The 17670-nt window shown below is 67.6% G+C and carries 13 protein-coding genes; 2 read left to right on the top strand and 11 right to left on the bottom strand.

What is annotated here, in order from left to right; all coding sequences use genetic code 11:
* Window position 1: 1 nt before the first annotated feature.
* From FIV34_RS19540 to ubiA, 3 genes are all read right to left on the bottom strand, one after another.
* On the bottom strand, window positions 2-1492 hold the full coding sequence (locus FIV34_RS19540) for a CehA/McbA family metallohydrolase (RefSeq protein WP_170207666.1): 1491 nt from the start codon (window positions 1490-1492) through the stop codon (window positions 2-4).
* Window positions 1492-3984: a TonB-dependent receptor gene (locus FIV34_RS19535; RefSeq protein WP_139985157.1), complete on the bottom strand. Its 2493-nt coding sequence runs from the start codon at window positions 3982-3984 to the stop codon at window positions 1492-1494. Before FIV34_RS19535 ends, FIV34_RS19540 begins: the two co-directional genes overlap by 1 nt.
* A 200-nt stretch (window positions 3985-4184) precedes the next feature.
* Window positions 4185-5111 (bottom strand): 4-hydroxybenzoate octaprenyltransferase, encoded by a 927-nt coding sequence (gene ubiA / locus FIV34_RS19530; RefSeq protein WP_246058849.1) that lies wholly within the window; start codon window positions 5109-5111, stop codon window positions 4185-4187.
* A gap of 180 nt (window positions 5112-5291) precedes the next feature.
* On the opposite strand from ubiA, the gene FIV34_RS19525 reads away from it, so the two are divergent.
* Window positions 5292-7583: a YfhO family protein gene (locus tag FIV34_RS19525; RefSeq protein WP_139985155.1), complete on the top strand. Its 2292-nt coding sequence runs from the start codon at window positions 5292-5294 to the stop codon at window positions 7581-7583.
* A 216-nt stretch (window positions 7584-7799) separates the two neighbouring features.
* Window positions 7800-8399 (top strand): short chain dehydrogenase, encoded by a 600-nt coding sequence (locus FIV34_RS19520; protein ID WP_139985154.1) that lies wholly within the window; start codon window positions 7800-7802, stop codon window positions 8397-8399.
* Between the two features lie 3 nt (window positions 8400-8402).
* Here the strand turns inward: FIV34_RS19520 and ilvN are convergent, their stop codons facing one another.
* The 8 genes from ilvN to FIV34_RS19480 all read right to left on the bottom strand — a co-directional run bounded on the left by ilvN (window position 8403) and on the right by FIV34_RS19480 (window position 17658).
* Entirely contained in the window at window positions 8403-8882 is a 480-nt protein-coding gene (gene ilvN, locus FIV34_RS19515; protein WP_139985153.1) for an acetolactate synthase small subunit, read from the bottom strand.
* A gap of 2 nt (window positions 8883-8884) precedes the next feature.
* Window positions 8885-10678, bottom strand: coding sequence for a biosynthetic-type acetolactate synthase large subunit (ilvB, locus tag FIV34_RS19510; protein WP_139986125.1), 1794 nt, complete (start codon window positions 10676-10678; stop codon window positions 8885-8887).
* Window positions 10679-10819: 141 nt separating this feature from the next.
* Window positions 10820-11842: a ketol-acid reductoisomerase gene (gene ilvC, locus FIV34_RS19505; protein ID WP_139985152.1), complete on the bottom strand. Its 1023-nt coding sequence runs from the start codon at window positions 11840-11842 to the stop codon at window positions 10820-10822.
* 42 nt (window positions 11843-11884) lie between these two features.
* On the bottom strand, window positions 11885-13645 hold the full coding sequence (gene ilvD / locus FIV34_RS19500) for a dihydroxy-acid dehydratase (protein WP_246058692.1): 1761 nt from the start codon (window positions 13643-13645) through the stop codon (window positions 11885-11887).
* Window positions 13642-14709: a 3-isopropylmalate dehydrogenase gene (gene leuB, locus FIV34_RS19495; RefSeq protein WP_139985151.1), complete on the bottom strand. Its 1068-nt coding sequence runs from the start codon at window positions 14707-14709 to the stop codon at window positions 13642-13644. Before leuB ends, ilvD begins: the two co-directional genes overlap by 4 nt.
* Window positions 14706-15302 carry a 3-isopropylmalate dehydratase small subunit gene (leuD, locus tag FIV34_RS19490; protein WP_139985150.1) on the bottom strand — a complete coding sequence of 199 codons (597 nt, stop codon included), beginning with the start codon at window positions 15300-15302 and terminating at the stop codon, window positions 14706-14708. Before leuD ends, leuB begins: the two co-directional genes overlap by 4 nt.
* Window positions 15299-16714 carry a 3-isopropylmalate dehydratase large subunit gene (gene leuC, locus FIV34_RS19485; RefSeq protein ID WP_139985149.1) on the bottom strand — a complete coding sequence of 472 codons (1416 nt, stop codon included), beginning with the start codon at window positions 16712-16714 and terminating at the stop codon, window positions 15299-15301. Before leuC ends, leuD begins: the two co-directional genes overlap by 4 nt.
* Window positions 16711-17658, bottom strand: a complete 948-nt coding sequence (locus tag FIV34_RS19480; protein ID WP_139985148.1) for a branched-chain amino acid transaminase — start codon at window positions 17656-17658, stop codon at window positions 16711-16713. Before FIV34_RS19480 ends, leuC begins: the two co-directional genes overlap by 4 nt.
* Window positions 17659-17670: the final 12 nt, after the last annotated feature.

The raw sequence follows: 17670 nt of genomic DNA, 5'->3' as shown, positions 1-17670 counted from the left end.
CTTACGGGCCGACGTAGACGGGATTGCCGAGAAGGAGCAGCTTGCCGTCAGCGGCGCGTACATCGATGCGTAGCCAATGCTGCGCGGTGTCCGCCTTCCAGTCGAAGGCGGCTGCGCCATCGGTGCCGAGGGGCTGGGTCGCCTTGCGCTTTCCATCGACGGTCATCACGACCTGCGCGCCGGCCACGCCCGCGGTGCTGACGGCCACGTGCACCTTGCCGCCCTTCGCGGTCTTCAGCGCATCGCCCATGTGTGCCGACGCATCACCCGTCGTCGCCGTGACATCCAGCATGCGGTCCTTCGTGCCTTCCGCATCGACGAACACGTGCCCGGCGCGGATGCCGTCGAGGATGCCTTCCATCGATAGCTCGCGCGCATGCACCACGGTGGTCGGCGTGCCGATCACCCCGGCGAACTCGTCACGCGCACCGTCGCTGCCGTCGTGGCTGTCGCCGCCGCCGATGCCGGTGATGTGCACGCCCTGGTTGAGCTGCGCTTCCCAGAAGGGAATGCCGGTGTCCTTGCGTTCGGTATCGCGGCCGTTGATCGCTTCGATCGCCTGGAAGCCGTGCATATCCACGGGCTTCTTCGGCGTGAAGCCGCAGCCCATGCAGGTCTCGTCGTTCGGGCGCCGCGGGTGGTTGATCGAGATCAGGCCGTGTGCGCTGGCGACATCGGCCGTCAGCGCGTTCCAGTCCGGCACCGTGGCGCTGCCAACGCGGAAATCGAGCGGCCGCGCGACGCCGAACAGGTTGGCGTGGCCCTCGAACGTGGTGATCTCGCGCGCGGGGATCATCAGCATGGTGTCGTAGTAAGGCTGGAGCTCACGCATCTCCGACACCTGCGACATGGTGTTGTGTTCGGAGATGGCGATGAAATCCAGCCCGCGCTTCGCGGCCGATTCGGTGGTGAGGAACAACGGGCAGGGCACCTTGGCCGTGCCGCCGTGGTTGAGGCAGCCGCCATCGCTGTGCGCGGTGTGCATGTGCAGGTCGCCGCGGTACCAGCCATCGGCCACCTTCAGCGGCGGGGAAAGGCCGTGCTCCGGGCCGAAGCCTTCGTCATCGCCCGAGAACCACACATCGGCGGTGAACTCGGCTGTCGACGTCGGCCGGATATTCGGGATGCCGAGCAGGAGCTTCCAGCGCCCCGCGTGGATCGCGCCAGGCAGGAAGGAGGCCGTGGCATCCGTGGCCGACACGGTGAAGCGACGCTTGCTGCCGCCGCTCCAGCCACGGAAGCCGTCCTGTTCCGCGAATCCATCCGGGCCGAGCAGGCCCAGGTCGATCGTGGTGCGCTGTTCGCGCCCGGTGTAGGTCACGTCGATGGTGATGCGCCGGGTCCCAGCCGGGACGTCGAACGGCACCTCGCGGTAGGTGTGGATGTCCTTGCCGGTGAGGTCGCCGTGCAGGACGACGTCCGGTGCGCGCTCCGTGGCCAGCGTGGCCGCGGAGGTGCAGGCAAGGAGCAGGGCGGTGATCAGCCCGCGCATCAGAAACGGTACATCGCGGCAGCGCGGAACGAACGGCCCAGGATCGGGCGCGCGATAAAGGTGGTGGCGCCGACGTCCGAGCTGGCCAGCTCACCCGCGCGCGGGTTGCCCTCGGTGAGGCCCAGCGAGTTGAACAGGTTGTCGGCATACAGGTACAGCGACAGCTGCTGGGTGGCGTCGTAGCGGGCGCTGAAGTTCACCACGTGGTAAGCCGGCAGGCGCACCGAGTTGGCGGTGTCGACATAACGCTGGCCTTCGTGCTCATACGAGACCTGCAGGCGCAGGCGGTTATCCAGCAGGTTCACGCCCGGCACGATGCGGTAGCTCACCTTCGGTACGCGGATCAGCTGGTTGTCCTCGTAGTCACGCAGCACCGGGGCGTTGTTGACCACTTCCGTGTAGCGCAGGCCCTTGTACTTCGGATCCTGCAGCGTAGCGTTGAACTGCACGTCGAACCACTTGCTCGGGTACGCCGTGCCTTCAAGCTCCAGGCCCGTGGTCTTGGTGTCGGCATAGCCGGTCTGCGGCGTGGAGGTATTCGTGTCGCGGTTGAACACGTAGTTCGAGAAGCTGACGTTGTTGTACTTGGTATAGAACGCAGTGGCGTACAGGTCGAGGAAGCGATCGCTGTACTTCCAGCCGGCTTCGCCCAGGTCCATCGTCTGGATGATCGGCGTGGCCGTGGGGCTGGTGATGTAGCTGCTGAGGTTGGGCAGGCGGAAGGTGGACGTCCATCGGGCAAACAGGCCCTGGCGCGCCGAAAACTGCCAGTTGGCGCCCAGCGTCCAGCCGGTCTTGTCGAAGCTCTGGTCGTAGTGCGCGTACTGGCCGTTGCCGGTGAGCACCTTGGCCGCGGCCGGCGAGCCGCCCAGGTCCACGGTGGCCTTGCCTTCCGTGTAGCCCTGCACGGACACCTTCTCCCAGCGCGCGCCGCCGTCGATGCGCAGTTCCGGGGTCACTTGCCATTCGTCCGAGAGGTAGACGGCATTGGTGTTCGACTTGCCGCTGGCGTGTTCCCACTCGTAGCCGTAGCCGTAGAAGCCGTGGTCGGTCAGCGAGCCAACCACGTTGCCGTTGGCGTCGACACCCACCAGGTCAAGCAGGCGGGCGTTGTCGCGCACATCCATCAGCACGGTAGAGGAATAACGGTCGAAGTCCTGTTCGAAGTTCGCGTGGTAATAACCCAGCGTCACGTCGTGGCTCTGGTCGCCGAACTCGAACTTGCGCAGCAGGCGCGTGTCATTGATGAACTCGTTCACCGGCATGGTCACGCCGCGGATGCCACCGGTAACGACCAGGCCGTTGCCGTTCTGGCCGTTGGTGTTGAACACCTGGCTGGGCTGGTCGACGTATTGCAGCTGCAAGGCGGTGGCGCCCGGGATGAGCGCGAGGCGCTTGGCGCTGTCCTGCTGGATCAGCGAGGCGCCGGTCTGCACCGCGTTCGGGAATACGCCGTTACGCTGTGTATCCGTGGTGCTGTAGCGCATGGCTTCCGCCAGCTTCCAGTCGTCGCCCAGGTCGTGGTCAAACTTGAAGGACACCTGGGTGCGCTTCACGTGCGTGCCTTCGCTGTTGTCGAAGTGGTATGTGCCACCACCGGCCTCGCGCATGTCGAGGTTCTGGGTTTCCGGGCCGGCGAGGGTGCCGTAGTTGCCGTTGAAGCCCGGCGCCGGGCGGATGTCGCCGTGCGGGTCGGTGTACATCGGGATGCCGAGGTACAGCGCCACCTTGTCGTCCATGTGCTTCACGTCGAAGCTGATGTCGCCATGCTCGAGCTGCTTGGACAGCGTCGCGCGCAGCTGGCCGCCGTCGTCGGCGTGGAACTGCGGGCGGCGGATGCCGTCGTCCACGCGCCAGAAACCGCCGACGCCGAGCTTCCAGCCCGAGCCGATCGGCGTGCCGTACCAGAAGTCCAGGCGGTTGAGCGAATAGTTGCCCACCGTGTACTTCACCAGGCCTTCGGGCGTATCGCCGGCCTGGCGCGGAATGAAGTTGATCGCGCCGGCTGGCGCGTTGGAATAGAAGATGGACGACGGGCCGCCGCGCACCACTTCCACGCGCTCGATGGTTTCATCCAGGCGGAAGGCCTGGTCCGCGTTGAGGTAACCGAGCGCCGGGTCGTGCTGCACCGGGATGCCATCTTCCAGCAGGTTGACCGAGCCGTAGCCGTCCACCGGGATGCCGCGGGCGCGGATGTTGCCCGAGGCTTCGCCACCGGAGGATTCCACCCAGAAGCCGGGCACGGACTTCACCGCTTCGGTGACGCTGGTCGGCGCCTGCATGCGCAGGCGGTCCTCGTCGATCGTGGTGATCGAATAGCTGGTTTCCGCTTTCGTGCGGGTCTCCGTGCCGGAGCGGGCGGTGACCACGACGTTGTCGAGATCCGTGGCTTTCTTCTCCGGTGCCGTGTCCTGGGCGTGGGCCGCGGCGGAAAAAACGAACGCGCTGACGAGCGCCGCGCGAAGGGCGCGGCTGAGCAGGGTGGTACGCATGTGGGGGTCGAACTCCGGGGATGGGCTTGAACGTGCCCACCCCGTCGGCCGGCAGGGGTTTGCCAGCACGCCGGCCTCTCCCTGGGCACGCGATCCCCTGAAACTTATGCGTCAGCAATGACGGACATGTTCATGCGACATGTCCGTGGGATGTCACGATGACAGCAAACTTTTCCGAATGGTGACGAACGTGATGCCCGTCACAGGGCCAGCGCCACCACGATGCCGACCCACAACGCGAGGCCCACCCAGTTGTTGTGGCGGAACGCGGAAAGACAGGCATCACGCGCGCGATCGCGGATCATCCATTGCTGGTAGCCGAACAGGCCCGCCGCCGCCGCCACGCCCAGCCAGTACGGCCAGCCCAGCGCGGCGCGCGTCCCGACCAGCAGCATCGTCAGCAGGAAGGTGCCCATCAGCACGCCGATGATCACCAGGTCCGCATCGGCGAAGAGGATGGCGGTGGATTTTGCACCCGCCTTCAGGTCTTCCTCGCGGTCGACCATCGCGTATTCGGTGTCGTAGATCACCGACCACAGGATGTTGGCGATGAACAACAGCCATGCCACGGGCGGCACGGTGTTGGTGACCGCCGCGAAGGCCATGGGGATGGACCAGCCGAAGGCGGCGCCGAGGACGACCTGGGCCAGGTGGGTGTAGCGCTTGCTGAAGGGATACGCGGCCGCCAGCGCAGCGCCGATAAACGAGAGCAGGATCGTGAGCGTGTTGGTGAACAGCACCAGCACGAAGGCGAACGCCAGTAGCGCGGCGAAGGTGATCAGCGCCTCGCGCGGGGTGATGCGGCCGCTCGCGATGGGACGCCCCGCCGTTCGCGCGACCTGCGGGTCGAGCTTGCGGTCCGCGTAGTCATTGATCGCGCAGCCGGCCGAGCGCATGGCGAACACGCCCAGGGTGAAGATCACCAGCGGGCCCGCCGGCGGGAAGTCCTTCGCGGCCAGCCACAGCGCCCACCACGTCGGCCAGAGCAGGAGCAGGGCGCCGATGGGGCGATCCATGCGGGTGAGCTGCAGGAACGCGTAGATGCGTTCGCGCCGTGCCTTGGGCGCGCCACGCAGCAGGAAGGCGATGACCCGCTCGGCCGTGGTCGAGGCATCCGCCGGGCGCACGGGCGCGGCGGCAGGGGCGGGCTTGCGCGCCATGGTGGGCGCCGGACGGCGCGGCGTCGGTTTGCGGGGGGCGGGACTCATGGGGGAAGTCTAACCGCGCGGCCCCGCGCGCCACAGGCCCCCGGGCGCAGGATCTTGCCCTAGACTTCCCCGATTCCCAAGGATGCGACGCGCGCCTCGATGACGGACCCGATACCTTACCGGCGCCTTTTCCTGGTCCTGTGCGTGGCGTGGCTCGTGCTCAATGGCAGTGTGTTGCTGGGCGGCCGCGTGCTTCCGTGGGATGCGCTGGACCAGTTCTACCCGACGGTGTACTTCAACGCGCACATGATCCGCTCGGGCATCGCGCCCTGGTGGAATCCCTACATCTACGGTGGCTACGCCCAGGCAGGTGACCCGCAGGGCATGCTGTTCTCGCCACTGCTCATGGCCTGGATGCTGGTGCCGGCCCAACCCGGTGCGGGCTGGTTCGCCTGGGGCGTGCTGCTCCACATGTTGATGGGCGCCGCGGCCATGCTCGCGCTGTTGCGTCGGCATGGGGCGAACGCATTTGGCGCCCTCGTCGGCGCCCTCGTGTTCATGGGGGGCGGCGTGGCTGCGTCGCGCCTGGAACACGTGCCCATTGTCATTGCCTATGCCTACGTGCCCGTCGTGCTGCTGGCGCTTCGCCACTTCCTGGCCGAACCACGGTTGGCGCGCGGCGCGCTGCTGGGCCTGGCGGCCGGCGCCATGGCGACACAGCTGGTGCAGGTCACGTATCTGTTCGTGCTGATGGTGGTGGCCTATGCGTGTCTCGCCATCGTGCGTGCGTGGCCGGCGTTTGACACGGCGGCGCGGCGGCGGACGGTGGGTGGGCTTCTCGTCGCCTGCATGGTCTCCATCGTGCTCGCGCTGCCCCAGCTCGCGTTCACCTGGGCGAGCCTGCAACTGTCCAACCGCAAGGACATGGCGCTGTCATTGGCAGAGGCCGGGTCGCTCGACCTGCGCTCGCTGCTCTTCCTTGTCTATCCCAATGCGTACGACGCCTTGCGCGATCTGCACGGTGCACCCGTGGATCCGATCCAGGCGTTTCTCTACGTCGGCACGCTTCCCGTGCTGGCGCTCGCGGGACTGGGCCGCGCGTGGCGTGCCCGGACGCCGCGCACCCTCATCGTGTGCTCGTTGGTGCTCGCGCTACTCGCCGGCCTGTGCATGTTCGGCACGCACACGCCGGTGTACGGCTGGCTGTACACGTGGATGCCGGGGCTGACCCACTTCCGCCGCCCGTCGGATGCCGCCTACCTACTGAACTTTGCGCTGGCATGTCTCTCCGCAGTCGGCGCCAGCACGCTCGACCTGCGCTCGCGTCGCGATACCGCCTTTGTACTTGGCGTCGCCGCGGTGTGGCTGCTGGCCATCAGCGCCATCGCGCGCCTCGCGGCACCGCTGTTCGCCGTGGCCGTGGCCGTGGCCGCGTTGTGGTTCGTGCGCAGGCCGCGGACGGCATGGGCGGTCGCCCTGTGGCTGGTCGCCTTGCTGGTGGCGGATTACCGCAGCTTCAATTTCAACGGTGTGTTCAACGGTACCGGCGACGGCGCCGCGCGCTTCAGGGCACAGGCCGCAGTGCGTTACGTGAAAAGCGTCGTGGCGAGCGAAGGCGCGGTGGCCACGCAGCGCATGACGACACAGGGCACGACCACCCAGTGGGACAACATGGGCGTGCTGACGGAGATCGCCTCGACGCAGGGCTACAACCCCCTGCGCTACGCACTATACGAGGCGTGGTACCAACCGCGCGAAAACGCGAACGCGACCGTGTCCGAGGCGCCGTACAACGCGTGGCCGGCATCACGGCTCGACGACCTGCTCGGCGTGCGCTACCTCGTCGTGGGCCATGCGGGCACGGGCGCGGCATTCACCCCGCCACCCGACTACCGGAAGCTTCAGGCGTTCAAGAACGTGGACGTGTGGCGCAACGACGGCGCCTATCCCCGCTTCCTGAATCCGGTGACGGTGCATGCCCTGGGCGTGGGCGACATGCCCGACATCGCGGCGTTCATCGCCACGGACTTTGCGACGACGCTATGGCTCACGCCCCGCGATGCCGACGACCTGCTGCAAAGCCGATCGGAAAGCGGCACGTGTGCGGGCGTCGTCCACATGGAGGTCCTGCACAACGCGCCGTCGGGGATCCGGATCGCCACGCACTCGACGACGGGTGGCTGGCTTGCCGCGGGCGAACTCGACCACCCTGGCTGGGGCGCGGACATCGACGGCCGCCCGGTATCCATCCATCGCGCCAATGGGATGTTCCGGGCGGTGTGCATCCCGGCGGGCGACCATGAACTCACGTTCCGCTTCAGCCCCTGGCGCATGGTGGCCTATGCGTGGCGGCATCGCGGGGATGCGCCGATCGCTTACTTCGGCTCAAGCGGCTCGACAGGGTCGTTGTCTTCCGGCGGTTCCGGATCGGCATCGCGCTCGGGCCTGTAACTGCCCGGCTGGCGGATCTCATCTTCCGGGCGATTCTTGCCAGGCTCGGCGAACGGCGGCTGGGGATTGGTCGGGGTGTAGGGCATGGGGGGCTCCACTCGGTTGCGTCGATGACCAACGTAGGTTCGGTGGGGTGAAGCCCCCGGCTACGGGCCATGAAACCGCGGTGGACACGCGGTACCCTTGCCCGTTCGCCATTCCCCCGGAGACATCATCATGAAGATCCTCATTGTTGGCGCCAGCGGCACACTGGGCCAGGCCGTGGCGGCTGAACTCGGCCAGCGCCACGAGATCATTCGCGCGGGCCGGCACGGTGGCGACGTGCGCGTGGACGTGCGTGACGCTGCCAGCGTGGAGGCCATGTACGCCTCGGTCGGTGAACTCGATGCGGTGGTGTGTGCCGCCGGCAAGGTGCCGTTCGCCCCGCTGGCGGAACTCACCGAAGCGAAATACCTGGAAGGCCTGAACGACAAGCTGCTCGGCCAGGTGCGCCTGGTGCAGGCGGGCATGAACCATCTGCGCGACCGCGGCTCGTTCACCCTGATCACCGGCATTCTTACCGAGCAGCCCATCCTCGCCGGTGCCTGCGCCAGCATGGCCAACGGCGCGGTGGAAGCGTACGTGCGTGCGGCCGCCATCGAGCTGCCGCGCGGCCTGCGTATCAACGTGGTGAGCCCGAACGTGCTGACCGAAGCGATGGACGCCTACGGGCCCTTCTTCCGCGGCTTCGAACCGGTGAGTGCGGCGCGTGCCGCGCTGGCCTTCTCACGCTCGGTGGAAGGCCTGCAGACGGGCCAGGTCTACAAGGTCTGGTAACCCTCAGGCGGTAACGAGGGGGCGCTCGATGGCGGCGATGCCGCTGCGCGCGTGGTCGGCGACATCGCCGGCGGCGCGCAGGGCATCGAGGAAGCGATCCACGGCGTCGGCACTGCCGGTGTACTCGACGACCGACTGCGGGCCTTCTCGCTGCAACAGCCTGGCGCTGAACCGGTCGAGACACGCATCGATGGCCGCCTCGTCGCCCTCCACGCGGGCGACAAGCAGTTCGCGCTCCACGTGCTCCTTGCGGGTGAGCTCGCCGATTTCGATCACGTCAACGAGCTTGGCGGATTGCTTGATGATCTGCTCCACCGTCGCGTCGTCGCCGAACACCACAAGGGTGAGTCGTGAGACGTCGTCGTCCGGCGTCGCGGCGACGGTGAGGGATTCGATGTTGTAACCGCGCGAGGCGAACAGGCCGGCGACGCGGGCCAGCGCGCCCGCCTCGTTCTGCAGCAGGATCGATATCGTGTGGCGCATGGTCAGAACATCCCCGTCGGCTGGCCCGTGGCCTCCACCGGTGTGTCGCGGCTGGGAATCCAGTCGCCGGTGATCATCTGCGCGTATGTCGCGCCGGGGCCCACCATCGGATACACGCCGGCATCCGGATCGATCACCACTTCGAGGAACGCCGGGCCGTCGAAGGCGAGGAAGTCGGCAATGGTGGCGTCGATGGCGCGAGGGTCGTCGAGGCGTTGCGCCCATTCAAAGCCATCGGCCTGCGCTGCCTTGATGAAGTCCTTCTTGTGCAGGCTCTTGTCCGAGGCCGAGAAGCGGCCCTTGAAGAAGAGTTTCTGCCACTGCCGCACCATGCCGTCGCCGCTGTTGTTCAGCACGACGACTTTCACCGGCAAGCCGTAGGTGGTGACGGTTTCCAGCTCGCCGATGTTCATGCGGATGCTGGCGTCGCCATCGATGTCGATGACGGTGAGGTCGGGCCTGGCGAACTGCGCGCCGATCGCCGCGGGCAGGCCAAAGCCCATCGTGCCCATGGAGCCGGAGGTGAGCCAGTGGCGCGGCTCGCGGAAGTCGAAGTATTGCGCTGCCCACATCTGGTGCTGGCCGACACCGGTGCTGATGATGGCGCGGCCGTTGGTGATGCGGTTGATCGCTTCGATGACGGCGCAGGGCTGGATGCTGTCGCTGTCGCGCGAGAAGTTCATGGCGTGGTGGCGTTTCAGGCCCGCGACATGGGCATGCCAGGCTGAGAGGTCGCGGCGGAAACCGATGCGCGCACCATAAGCCAGCAGGCGGTCCAGGGCCTGGTCGAGTGAACCGACGTGGTGCCAGTCGACAGCCTTGACCTTGCCGATCTCGGCCGGGTCGATGTCCACCTGGGCGATGGCGCGGGCGCGCGGCGCGAACTGGTCGGGCACGCCGACGACGCGGTCGTCGAAGCGCGCGCCCAGTGCGAAGACGAAGTCGCAGTCATCCATGGCGTAGTTGGCGTACGCGGCGCCGTGCATGCCCAGCATGTGCAGGGCCAGCGGGTCGGTGGTGTCGAAGCCACCGATGCCCATCAGCGTGGTAACCACGGGGATGCCGAACGCATGCGCGAAGTCGCGCAGCGGTCCGGAGGCGCCAGCGGAGACGATGCCGCCACCGGCATAAATCAGCGGACGCTCGGACGCGCCCAGCGTGGCGAAGAAGGCGGCGCAGGCGGCGTCGGTGAGCGTAGCCGACTCGACGGCGTGCAGGCGCGAGCGATAGCCGCGCACGGGCAGTTCGCGGCTGCCCTCGAAGATGAGCGGTGCGTTCTGCACATCCTTGGGGATATCGATGACGACGGGGCCGGGCCGGCCACTGCGGGCGATATGGAACGCCGTGCGCAGCGTGGCCTCCAGCGTCGAGGCGTCGGTGACGAGGAACACGTGCTTGGCGCAGGCGCCCATGATCTGGCTGACCGGCGCCTCCTGGAAGGCGTCGGTGCCGATGGCGCCGGTGGGCACCTGGCCGCAGACGACCACCAGCGGAATGGAATCGGCCATGGAATCGCGCACCGGCGTCACCGCGTTGGTGGCACCGGGGCCCGAGGTGACCAGCGCGACGCCGACGCGGCCAGAAGCCCGCGCGTAGCCCGCGGCCATGAAACATGCGCCCTGCTCATTGGCCGGGACGATAAGCGGCAACGGTTCGTTGCCGTCATCGCGCGGGTGCTCGGCGTTGAAACGGAATACGGCGTCGTAGACGGGGAGGATCGCGCCACCGGAGTAACCGAAAAGCACATCAAGGCCTTCGTCCGCGAGGATCTGCACGACGATGTCGGCACCGGTCATGGCATGGCCGGCGAGGGGATGCTTCGCAGTAGGGCGGCTAATGTCGCCGACGGTATCCAGTTGCGCGTTCACGTAGAGATTCCTTAAATCCGGGACGTTGTAGAAGCGCACGGGGTGCGCTCCTACAAGGAGAGGAGAGGCTTACGAGGTCTTGGTAGCTTCTTCCGCCGCAGGCTTCGGCTGGTTGGTCGCCAGCCACGGCATGCGCGCACGCAGCTGCGCACCCACCTTCTCGATCGGATGCTCGAGATCGCGCTGCTTGAACGCCTTGTAGTTCGGCAGGCCAGCCTTGTACTCGGCGGTCCACTCGCGCGCGAACGTGCCGTCCTGGATCTCGGTGAGCACGGCCTTCATGCGCTCCTTGGTGCCGGCATCGACGATGCGCGGGCCGCGGGTGTAGTCGCCGTACTGCGCGGTCTCGGAGATGAACTCCAGCATGCGTGCGATGCCACCTTCGTAGAACAGGTCGACGATCAGCTTCAGCTCGTGCATCACCTCGTAGTAGGCGATCTCGGGGCGGTAGCCCGCTTCCACCAGCGTTTCAAAGCTCTTGATCACCAGCTCCGAGGCACCGCCGCAGAGCACGGCCTGCTCACCGAACAGATCGGTCTCGGTCTCTTCCTTGAAGTCGGTTTCGATCAGCATGGCGCGGGCGCCGCCGATGCCTGCCGCATAGGCCCTGGCACGTTCGGCCGCGTGGCCGGTGGCGTCCTGGTGCACCGCGAACAGACAGGGCACGCCGCGGCCGATTTCATACTCGCGACGGACCAGCGCGCCCGGGCCCTTCGGTGCCACCAGCACGACGTCGATGTCGGCGCGCGGGGTGATCTGGCCGAAGTGCACGTTGAAGCCGTGCGCGAACAGCAGCGTCGCGCCCGGCTTGATGTTGGCTTCGATGGCGTCCTTGTAGATGCCCGGCTGGGTCATGTCCGGGGTGAGCACGGCGACCAGGTCGGCGCCGCGTACGGCATCCGCCGGTTCGGCCACGGCGAAGCCATCGACATACGCGCGGCTCCAGGACGGGCCGCCCGGACGCAGGCCGACGACCACGTCGAGGCCGGAATCCTTCAGGTTCAGGGCGTGCGCGCGGCCCTGGCTGCCGTAGCCGAGCACGGCGATACGGGCGTTCTGCAGTGGGGCAGTGGTGGCTTGCTTCTCGGTCATGTCAGTTCCTTGGGATCAATAGGTACGCGAAAGCGATAGGGGTTAGTTGCCGATCAGTTCCTGGGTGTAGGTCTCGTCTTCTATTTCGCGGCGTACGCGATGGTCGGTGGCGGGTGCGTCGTCGAAGGCCTGGGTGACGGCGCCTTCTGCGGCGGAGCCGACCAGGCGCGCGTACTTCGCCAGTACGCCGCGGGTGACCTTGGGCGGGGAGGGCTGCCACGTGCCGCGACGCGAGGCGAGGTCGGCGTCGGTGCGCAGCTCACGCGTGCTCGCATCGATGAAGATGGCATCGCCTTCGCGGAGCAGGCCGATGGGGCCGCCGCGCGCGGCTTCCGGTGCGATGTGGCCGACCATGAAGCCGTGCGTCGCGCCGCTGAAACGGCCATCGGTGATCAGGGCCACGTCATTGCCGAGGCCGCGGCCGACCAGGGCGGCGGTGACGGCCAGCATCTCGCGCATGCCGGGACCGCCTGCGGGGCCTTCGTTGCGGATGACCATCACGTCGCCGGCCCGGATGCGCCCGGCCTGCACGGCGGCGAACGCGTCTTCCTCGCTTTCGAACACGCGCGCGGGGCCGGCGTGGCTGGTACGGCCGTGGCCGGCCAGTTTCAGGATGCAGCCTTCCGGCGAGAGGTTGCCGTAGAGGATGCTGTAGCCACCGCGTGGCTTGAACGCATTCGACACCGGGCGAACGACCACCTGGCCGTCCGTCGCCGCGGGCGCGGCATCGAGTTCGTCGAACATCGTGCGGCCGGTGACGGTATCCGTGTTCTTCAGCATCCCGGCCGTGCGCAGTTCGCGGGCCACGACGGCGACGCCGCCGGCGGCGGACATTTCCACGGCGCTGAAACGGCCGCCGGGCATCAGGTCGGCGATCACCGGGGTGTTTTTCGAGGCAGGCTCGAAGTCTTCGATGGACAGGGGCACGCGTGCTTCGTTGGCGATGGCCAGCAGGTGCAGCACGGCGTTGGTCGAACCGGCGGTGGCCGCGACGACGCGGGTGGCGTTGTCGAAGGCATCGCGGGTCATCACGTCGCGCGGCTTGCGGTTGGCCACCAGGTTGGCCATCGCCAGCTCGCCGCAGCGGAACGCCGCGTCGCGCTTGTCGGGATGCGTGGCCGGGATGTCGTTCAGGCCCATCGGGGTGAGGCCGAGCATGGTCAGCACCATCGCCATGGTATTGGCGGTGTACTGGCCACCACAGGCACCGGCACCGGGGCAGGCATGCCGTTCGACGTCGTCCAGCTCGGCATCGTTGATCTTGCCGGCGCCATGCGCGCCGACGGCCTCGAACACGTTCTGCACGGTGATGGCGCAGCCGTTGCGGCTGCCGTGGTCGATGCTGCCGCCATACAGCGCCACGCCCGGGATGTTCAGGCGGGCCAGCGCCATCGCGGCGGCGGGGATGGTCTTGTCGCAGCCGCACAGCACCACCATCGCGTCGAGGCAATGGCCATCGACGGCCAGCTCGATCGAGTCGGTGATGACTTCGCGGCTGACCAGCGACGAGCGCATGCCGGTGGTGCCCATCGCGATGCCGTCGGTGACGGCGATGGTGTTGAACTCCACCGGCGTACCGCCCGCGGCACGCACGCCGTCGGCGGCTGCTTCGGCCAGGTCACGCAGGTTGAGGTTGCAGGGCGAGACGTTGGACCAGCTGTGCACGATGGCGACCATCGGCCGCGCAATGGCGTCGTCGTCCAGCCCCGTGGCGCGGAGCATGGCCCGTGCAGGCGCACGGTCCGGTCCGGTCTTGATCGCGTCGCTGCGCAGCGTACGGATGGGAATCTTGCGATCGTTCATGCGGCCTCCGCCTTGCTTTGGATAGCGTCCAGGACAGCGCGGGTGACGGCATGCGTCGTCGCGGTGCCGCCGAGATCGCGGGTGAGGGTGGCGTGCTCCAGCACGTGGTCGACCGCGGCTTCCACAGTCGCGGCTTCGTCGGCCAGGCCCAGCGAATGGCGCAGCAGCATCGCCGCGGACAGGATCGTGCCCAGTGGGTTGGCGATGGACTGGCCGGCGATGTCGGGGGCGGAGCCGTGGATCGGCTCGTACACACCGGCGCCGGGGCCGCCGATGGAGGCCGACGGCGACAGGCCCAGCGAGCCGGCCAGCACCGACGCTTCGTCGGTGAGGATGTCGCCGAACATGTTCTCGGTCACGATCACGTCGTAGTCGGCCGGGTGCGTGAGCAGGTGCATGGCCATCGAATCGACCAGCTGGTGCTCCAGCGCCACATCCGGGTAGTCGGCAGCGACGCGCGTGGCCACCGAACGCCACAGGCGCGAGGTCTCCAGCACGTTGGCCTTGTCCACCGAGGTGACCTTCCGGCGCCGCGTACGCGCCAGCTCGAAGGCGTGGCGGACGACGCGCTCGACTTCCTCGACGCTGTAGCGGCATTCGTCGGTGGCGTCGGTCTCGCTGCGGGTCTTCGCGCCGAAGTAGATCCCGCCGGTCAATTCGCGAATGAACACCAGGTCCACGCCCGCGGTACGGTCCGGCTTCAGCGGCGACAAGGCCGCGGTGCGCGGATGCAGCTTCAGCGGACGCACGTTGGCGAACACGCCGAGCAGCTTGCGCATCGCCAGCAGGCCCTGCTCCGGGCGGACCTTCGCGGCCGGGTCGGACCACTTCGGGCCACCCACGGCGCCGAGCAGGATGGCGTCGCAGGCCAGCAGCGCGTCGCGCGTCTGCGGCGGCAGGGGATCGCCAAAGCGATCGATCGCGTCACCACCGATGGCATGCTCGGTAAAGGTAAACGCGTGACCGAATCGCTCGGCTACCGCACGCAAGACGGCGACGCCCGCGGACGCGACTTCAGGGCCAATGCCGTCACCAGGCAGGACGACGATGTGGGCCTTCTTCATGCTGCATTCTCCGTACGCTGTTCATAGGCCCCGATGGCGTTTTCCTGCTGCAGCAGGAAACCCATCTGGTCCACGCCGTTGAGCAGGCAGTGGCGGGCAAAGGGTTCGAGGTCGAAATGGATGGAGCCGCCGTCGGGCAGGCGGATCGTGCTGCTGGCGATATCGATGCGCAGCTCCACGCCCGGGTTATCCAGCAGCCAGCGGTGCTCGGCATCGGAAAGCACGATGGCGAGCAGGCCGTTCTTCAGCGCGTTGCCGCGGAAGATGTCGGCAATCTCATTGGAGATCACCGCCTTGATGCCGTAATCCAGCAGGGCCCACGGCGCGTGCTCGCGCGACGAACCGCAGCCGAAATTGCGGCCGGCGACGAGGATGGCGCTGCCACGCGCCTGCGGCTGGTTCAGCGGGAACGCCGGGTTATCCGAGCCATCGGCGGCATAGCGCCAGTCTTCGAAGCAGTGCTTGCCCAGGCCGGTGCGCTCGGTGGTGGTGAGGAACCGCGCCGGGATGATCCGGTCGGTATCGATGTTTTCATCGCGCAGCACCGCGGTACGCGAATGCACGTAGGTCAGCGGGCGGGTGGTGGCGCTCATGCGGCGGCCTCCTGGGTCAGGTAGTCGCGTGGGTCGGCGACGCGGCCGGCCACGGCGGAGGCAGCGGCGACGAGCGGGCTGGCCAGCACCGTGCGGGCACCCTTGCCCTGGCGGCCCTCGAAGTTACGGTTGCTGGTGGCGACGACGAGCTGGCCTGGCTGGGCCATGTCGCCGTTCATCGCGATGCACATGGAGCAGCCCGGCTGGCGCCACTCGGCACCGGCGTTGCGGAACACTTCGTCCAGGCCTTCGCGCTCGGCATCACGGCGGACCTGCTCCGAGCCCGGCACCACCAACATGCGGACACCGTCGGCGACGCGGCGGCCACGCAGGATCTCCGCGGCGGCGCGCAGGTCGGAGAGGCGGCCATTGGTGCAGCTGCCGATGAAGACGACATCGACGGCTTCGCCCGCGATCGGCTTGCCGGCGGTCACCTTCATGTAATCCAGTGCGCGCTGTTCCAGCGCGTCGGCGGCGGCAGGCACCGGTGCGTGGATGGACACGACCATGCCCGGATGCGTGCCGTAGGTGACCGAGGGCTGGATCGTGGAGGCATCGATGCGTACCTCGCGGTCGTACGTGGCGCCTTCGTCGGTAGTCAGCGTGCGCCAGCCAGCGACAGCCGCATCCCATGCCGCGCCCTGGGGTGCACGCTCGCGGCCCTTGAGCCAGTCGAAGGTGGTCTCGTCCGGCGCGACCAGGCCGGCGCGGGCACCGGCTTCGATCGACATGTTGCAGACGGTCATGCGCTCTTCCATCGACAGCGCGCGGATGGCTTCGCCGGTGTACTCCAGCACATGGCCCGTACCGCCGCCGATGCCGATGGTCCCGATGATGTGCAGGATCAGGTCCTTCGCGGTGACGCCCGGCTGCAGCCGGCCATCCACGTGGATGGCAAACGACTTCGGCTTGCGCTGGAGCAGGCACTGCGTGGCAAGTACATGGCCGACCTCGGTGGTGCCGATGCCGAAGGCCAGCGCACCGAACGCGCCGTGCGTGGCGGTGTGGCTGTCACCACAGACGATGGTCATGCCCGGATGCGTGGCGCCCACTTCGGGGCCGGCCACGTGGACGACGCCGCGATGCGGGCTGTCCCAGCCCATCAGGTCGATGCCGAACTCGCGCACGTTGCTTTCCAGCGCGGCGACCTGGGCCTCGGCTTCCTTCGTCACGTACGGGCGCTTGCCATCGGCGCCGGCCGGCAGGGTAGGCGTGGAATGGTCCAGCGTGGCCAGCGTACGATCGGGGCGGCGCACCTTCAGGCCGCGCGAACGCAGTTCATCGAAGGCCTGCGGCGAGGTGACTTCATGGACGAGATGCAGGTCGATGTACAGCACGCCCGGCGTGCTATCGGTTTCGGCCTGTACCTGGTGGGCATCCCACAGCTTGTCGAACAGGGTGCGCGCGCTCATGCGGCGACCCTCCCGGCATTGGCTTCTTCCACCGGCGTGAGCCAGCCCCAGCGATCTTCGGTGCGGCCGTCGAACAGGCCAAAGAAGGCATCCTGCAGCGCACGCGTGATCGGGCCCGGGCGACCGCTGCCGACCGGCTTGCGGTCGACGGAGCGCACGGCGGTGACTTCGGCGGCGGTGCCGGTCATGAACACCTCGTCGGCGAAATACAGCATCTCGCGCGGCAACGGCTGCTCGACCACTTCGTAGCCCAGGTCCTTCGCCAGCGTGAGAACGGAATCGCGGGTGATACCGCACAGGATGGAAGCGGCGGCGGGCGGCGTGTAGATCACGCCCTTGCGCACCACGAACAGGTTCTCGCCCGCGCCTTCGCTCAGCAGGCCGTCGGTGCCCAGCGCGATGCCTTCGGCATAGCCGCCATTGATGGCTTCGCGCGCGATCAGCTGGCTGTTGAGGTAATTGCCGCCGGCCTTCGCGCCCGAGGGGAACGTATTCGGTGCCGCGCGGTTCCACGAGGAAACGCAGACATCGACGCCTTTCTCGATGGCATCGGCGCCATGGTAGGCACCCCAGGGCAGGGCGATGATCGCCACGTCGATGGCGGTATCCAGCGACGGCGCCAGGCTGAAGGTGAAGCCACTGCGGAAGACGATGGGGCGCACGTAGGCCGACTTCAGGCCATTGGCGACGATGACTTCGCGGCAGGCGCGATTCAGCGTCGCGGCGTCGTACGGCATCACCAGGTCGTACACGCGCGCGGAGTGGAACAGCCGCTCGGTGTGCTCTTCCAGGCGGAAGTAACGCGGGCCATCCGGCGTGCTGTACACGCGGATGCCTTCAAATACCGAGGAACCGTAGTGCAGCGCATGCGCGCCGACATGGCAGGTGGCGTCGGCCCAGGCCTTGATGCGGCCGTTGTGCCAGAGATGGGTCGGGGCTTCCATGGTTCCTCCTCA

The organism is Luteibacter pinisoli (genome assembly GCF_006385595.1).
Classification (GTDB): Bacteria; Pseudomonadota; Gammaproteobacteria; order Xanthomonadales; family Rhodanobacteraceae; genus Luteibacter; species Luteibacter pinisoli.
The sequence above is the reverse complement of the archived record's forward strand: the minus strand, read 5'-3'. Positions and strand labels throughout refer to the sequence as shown.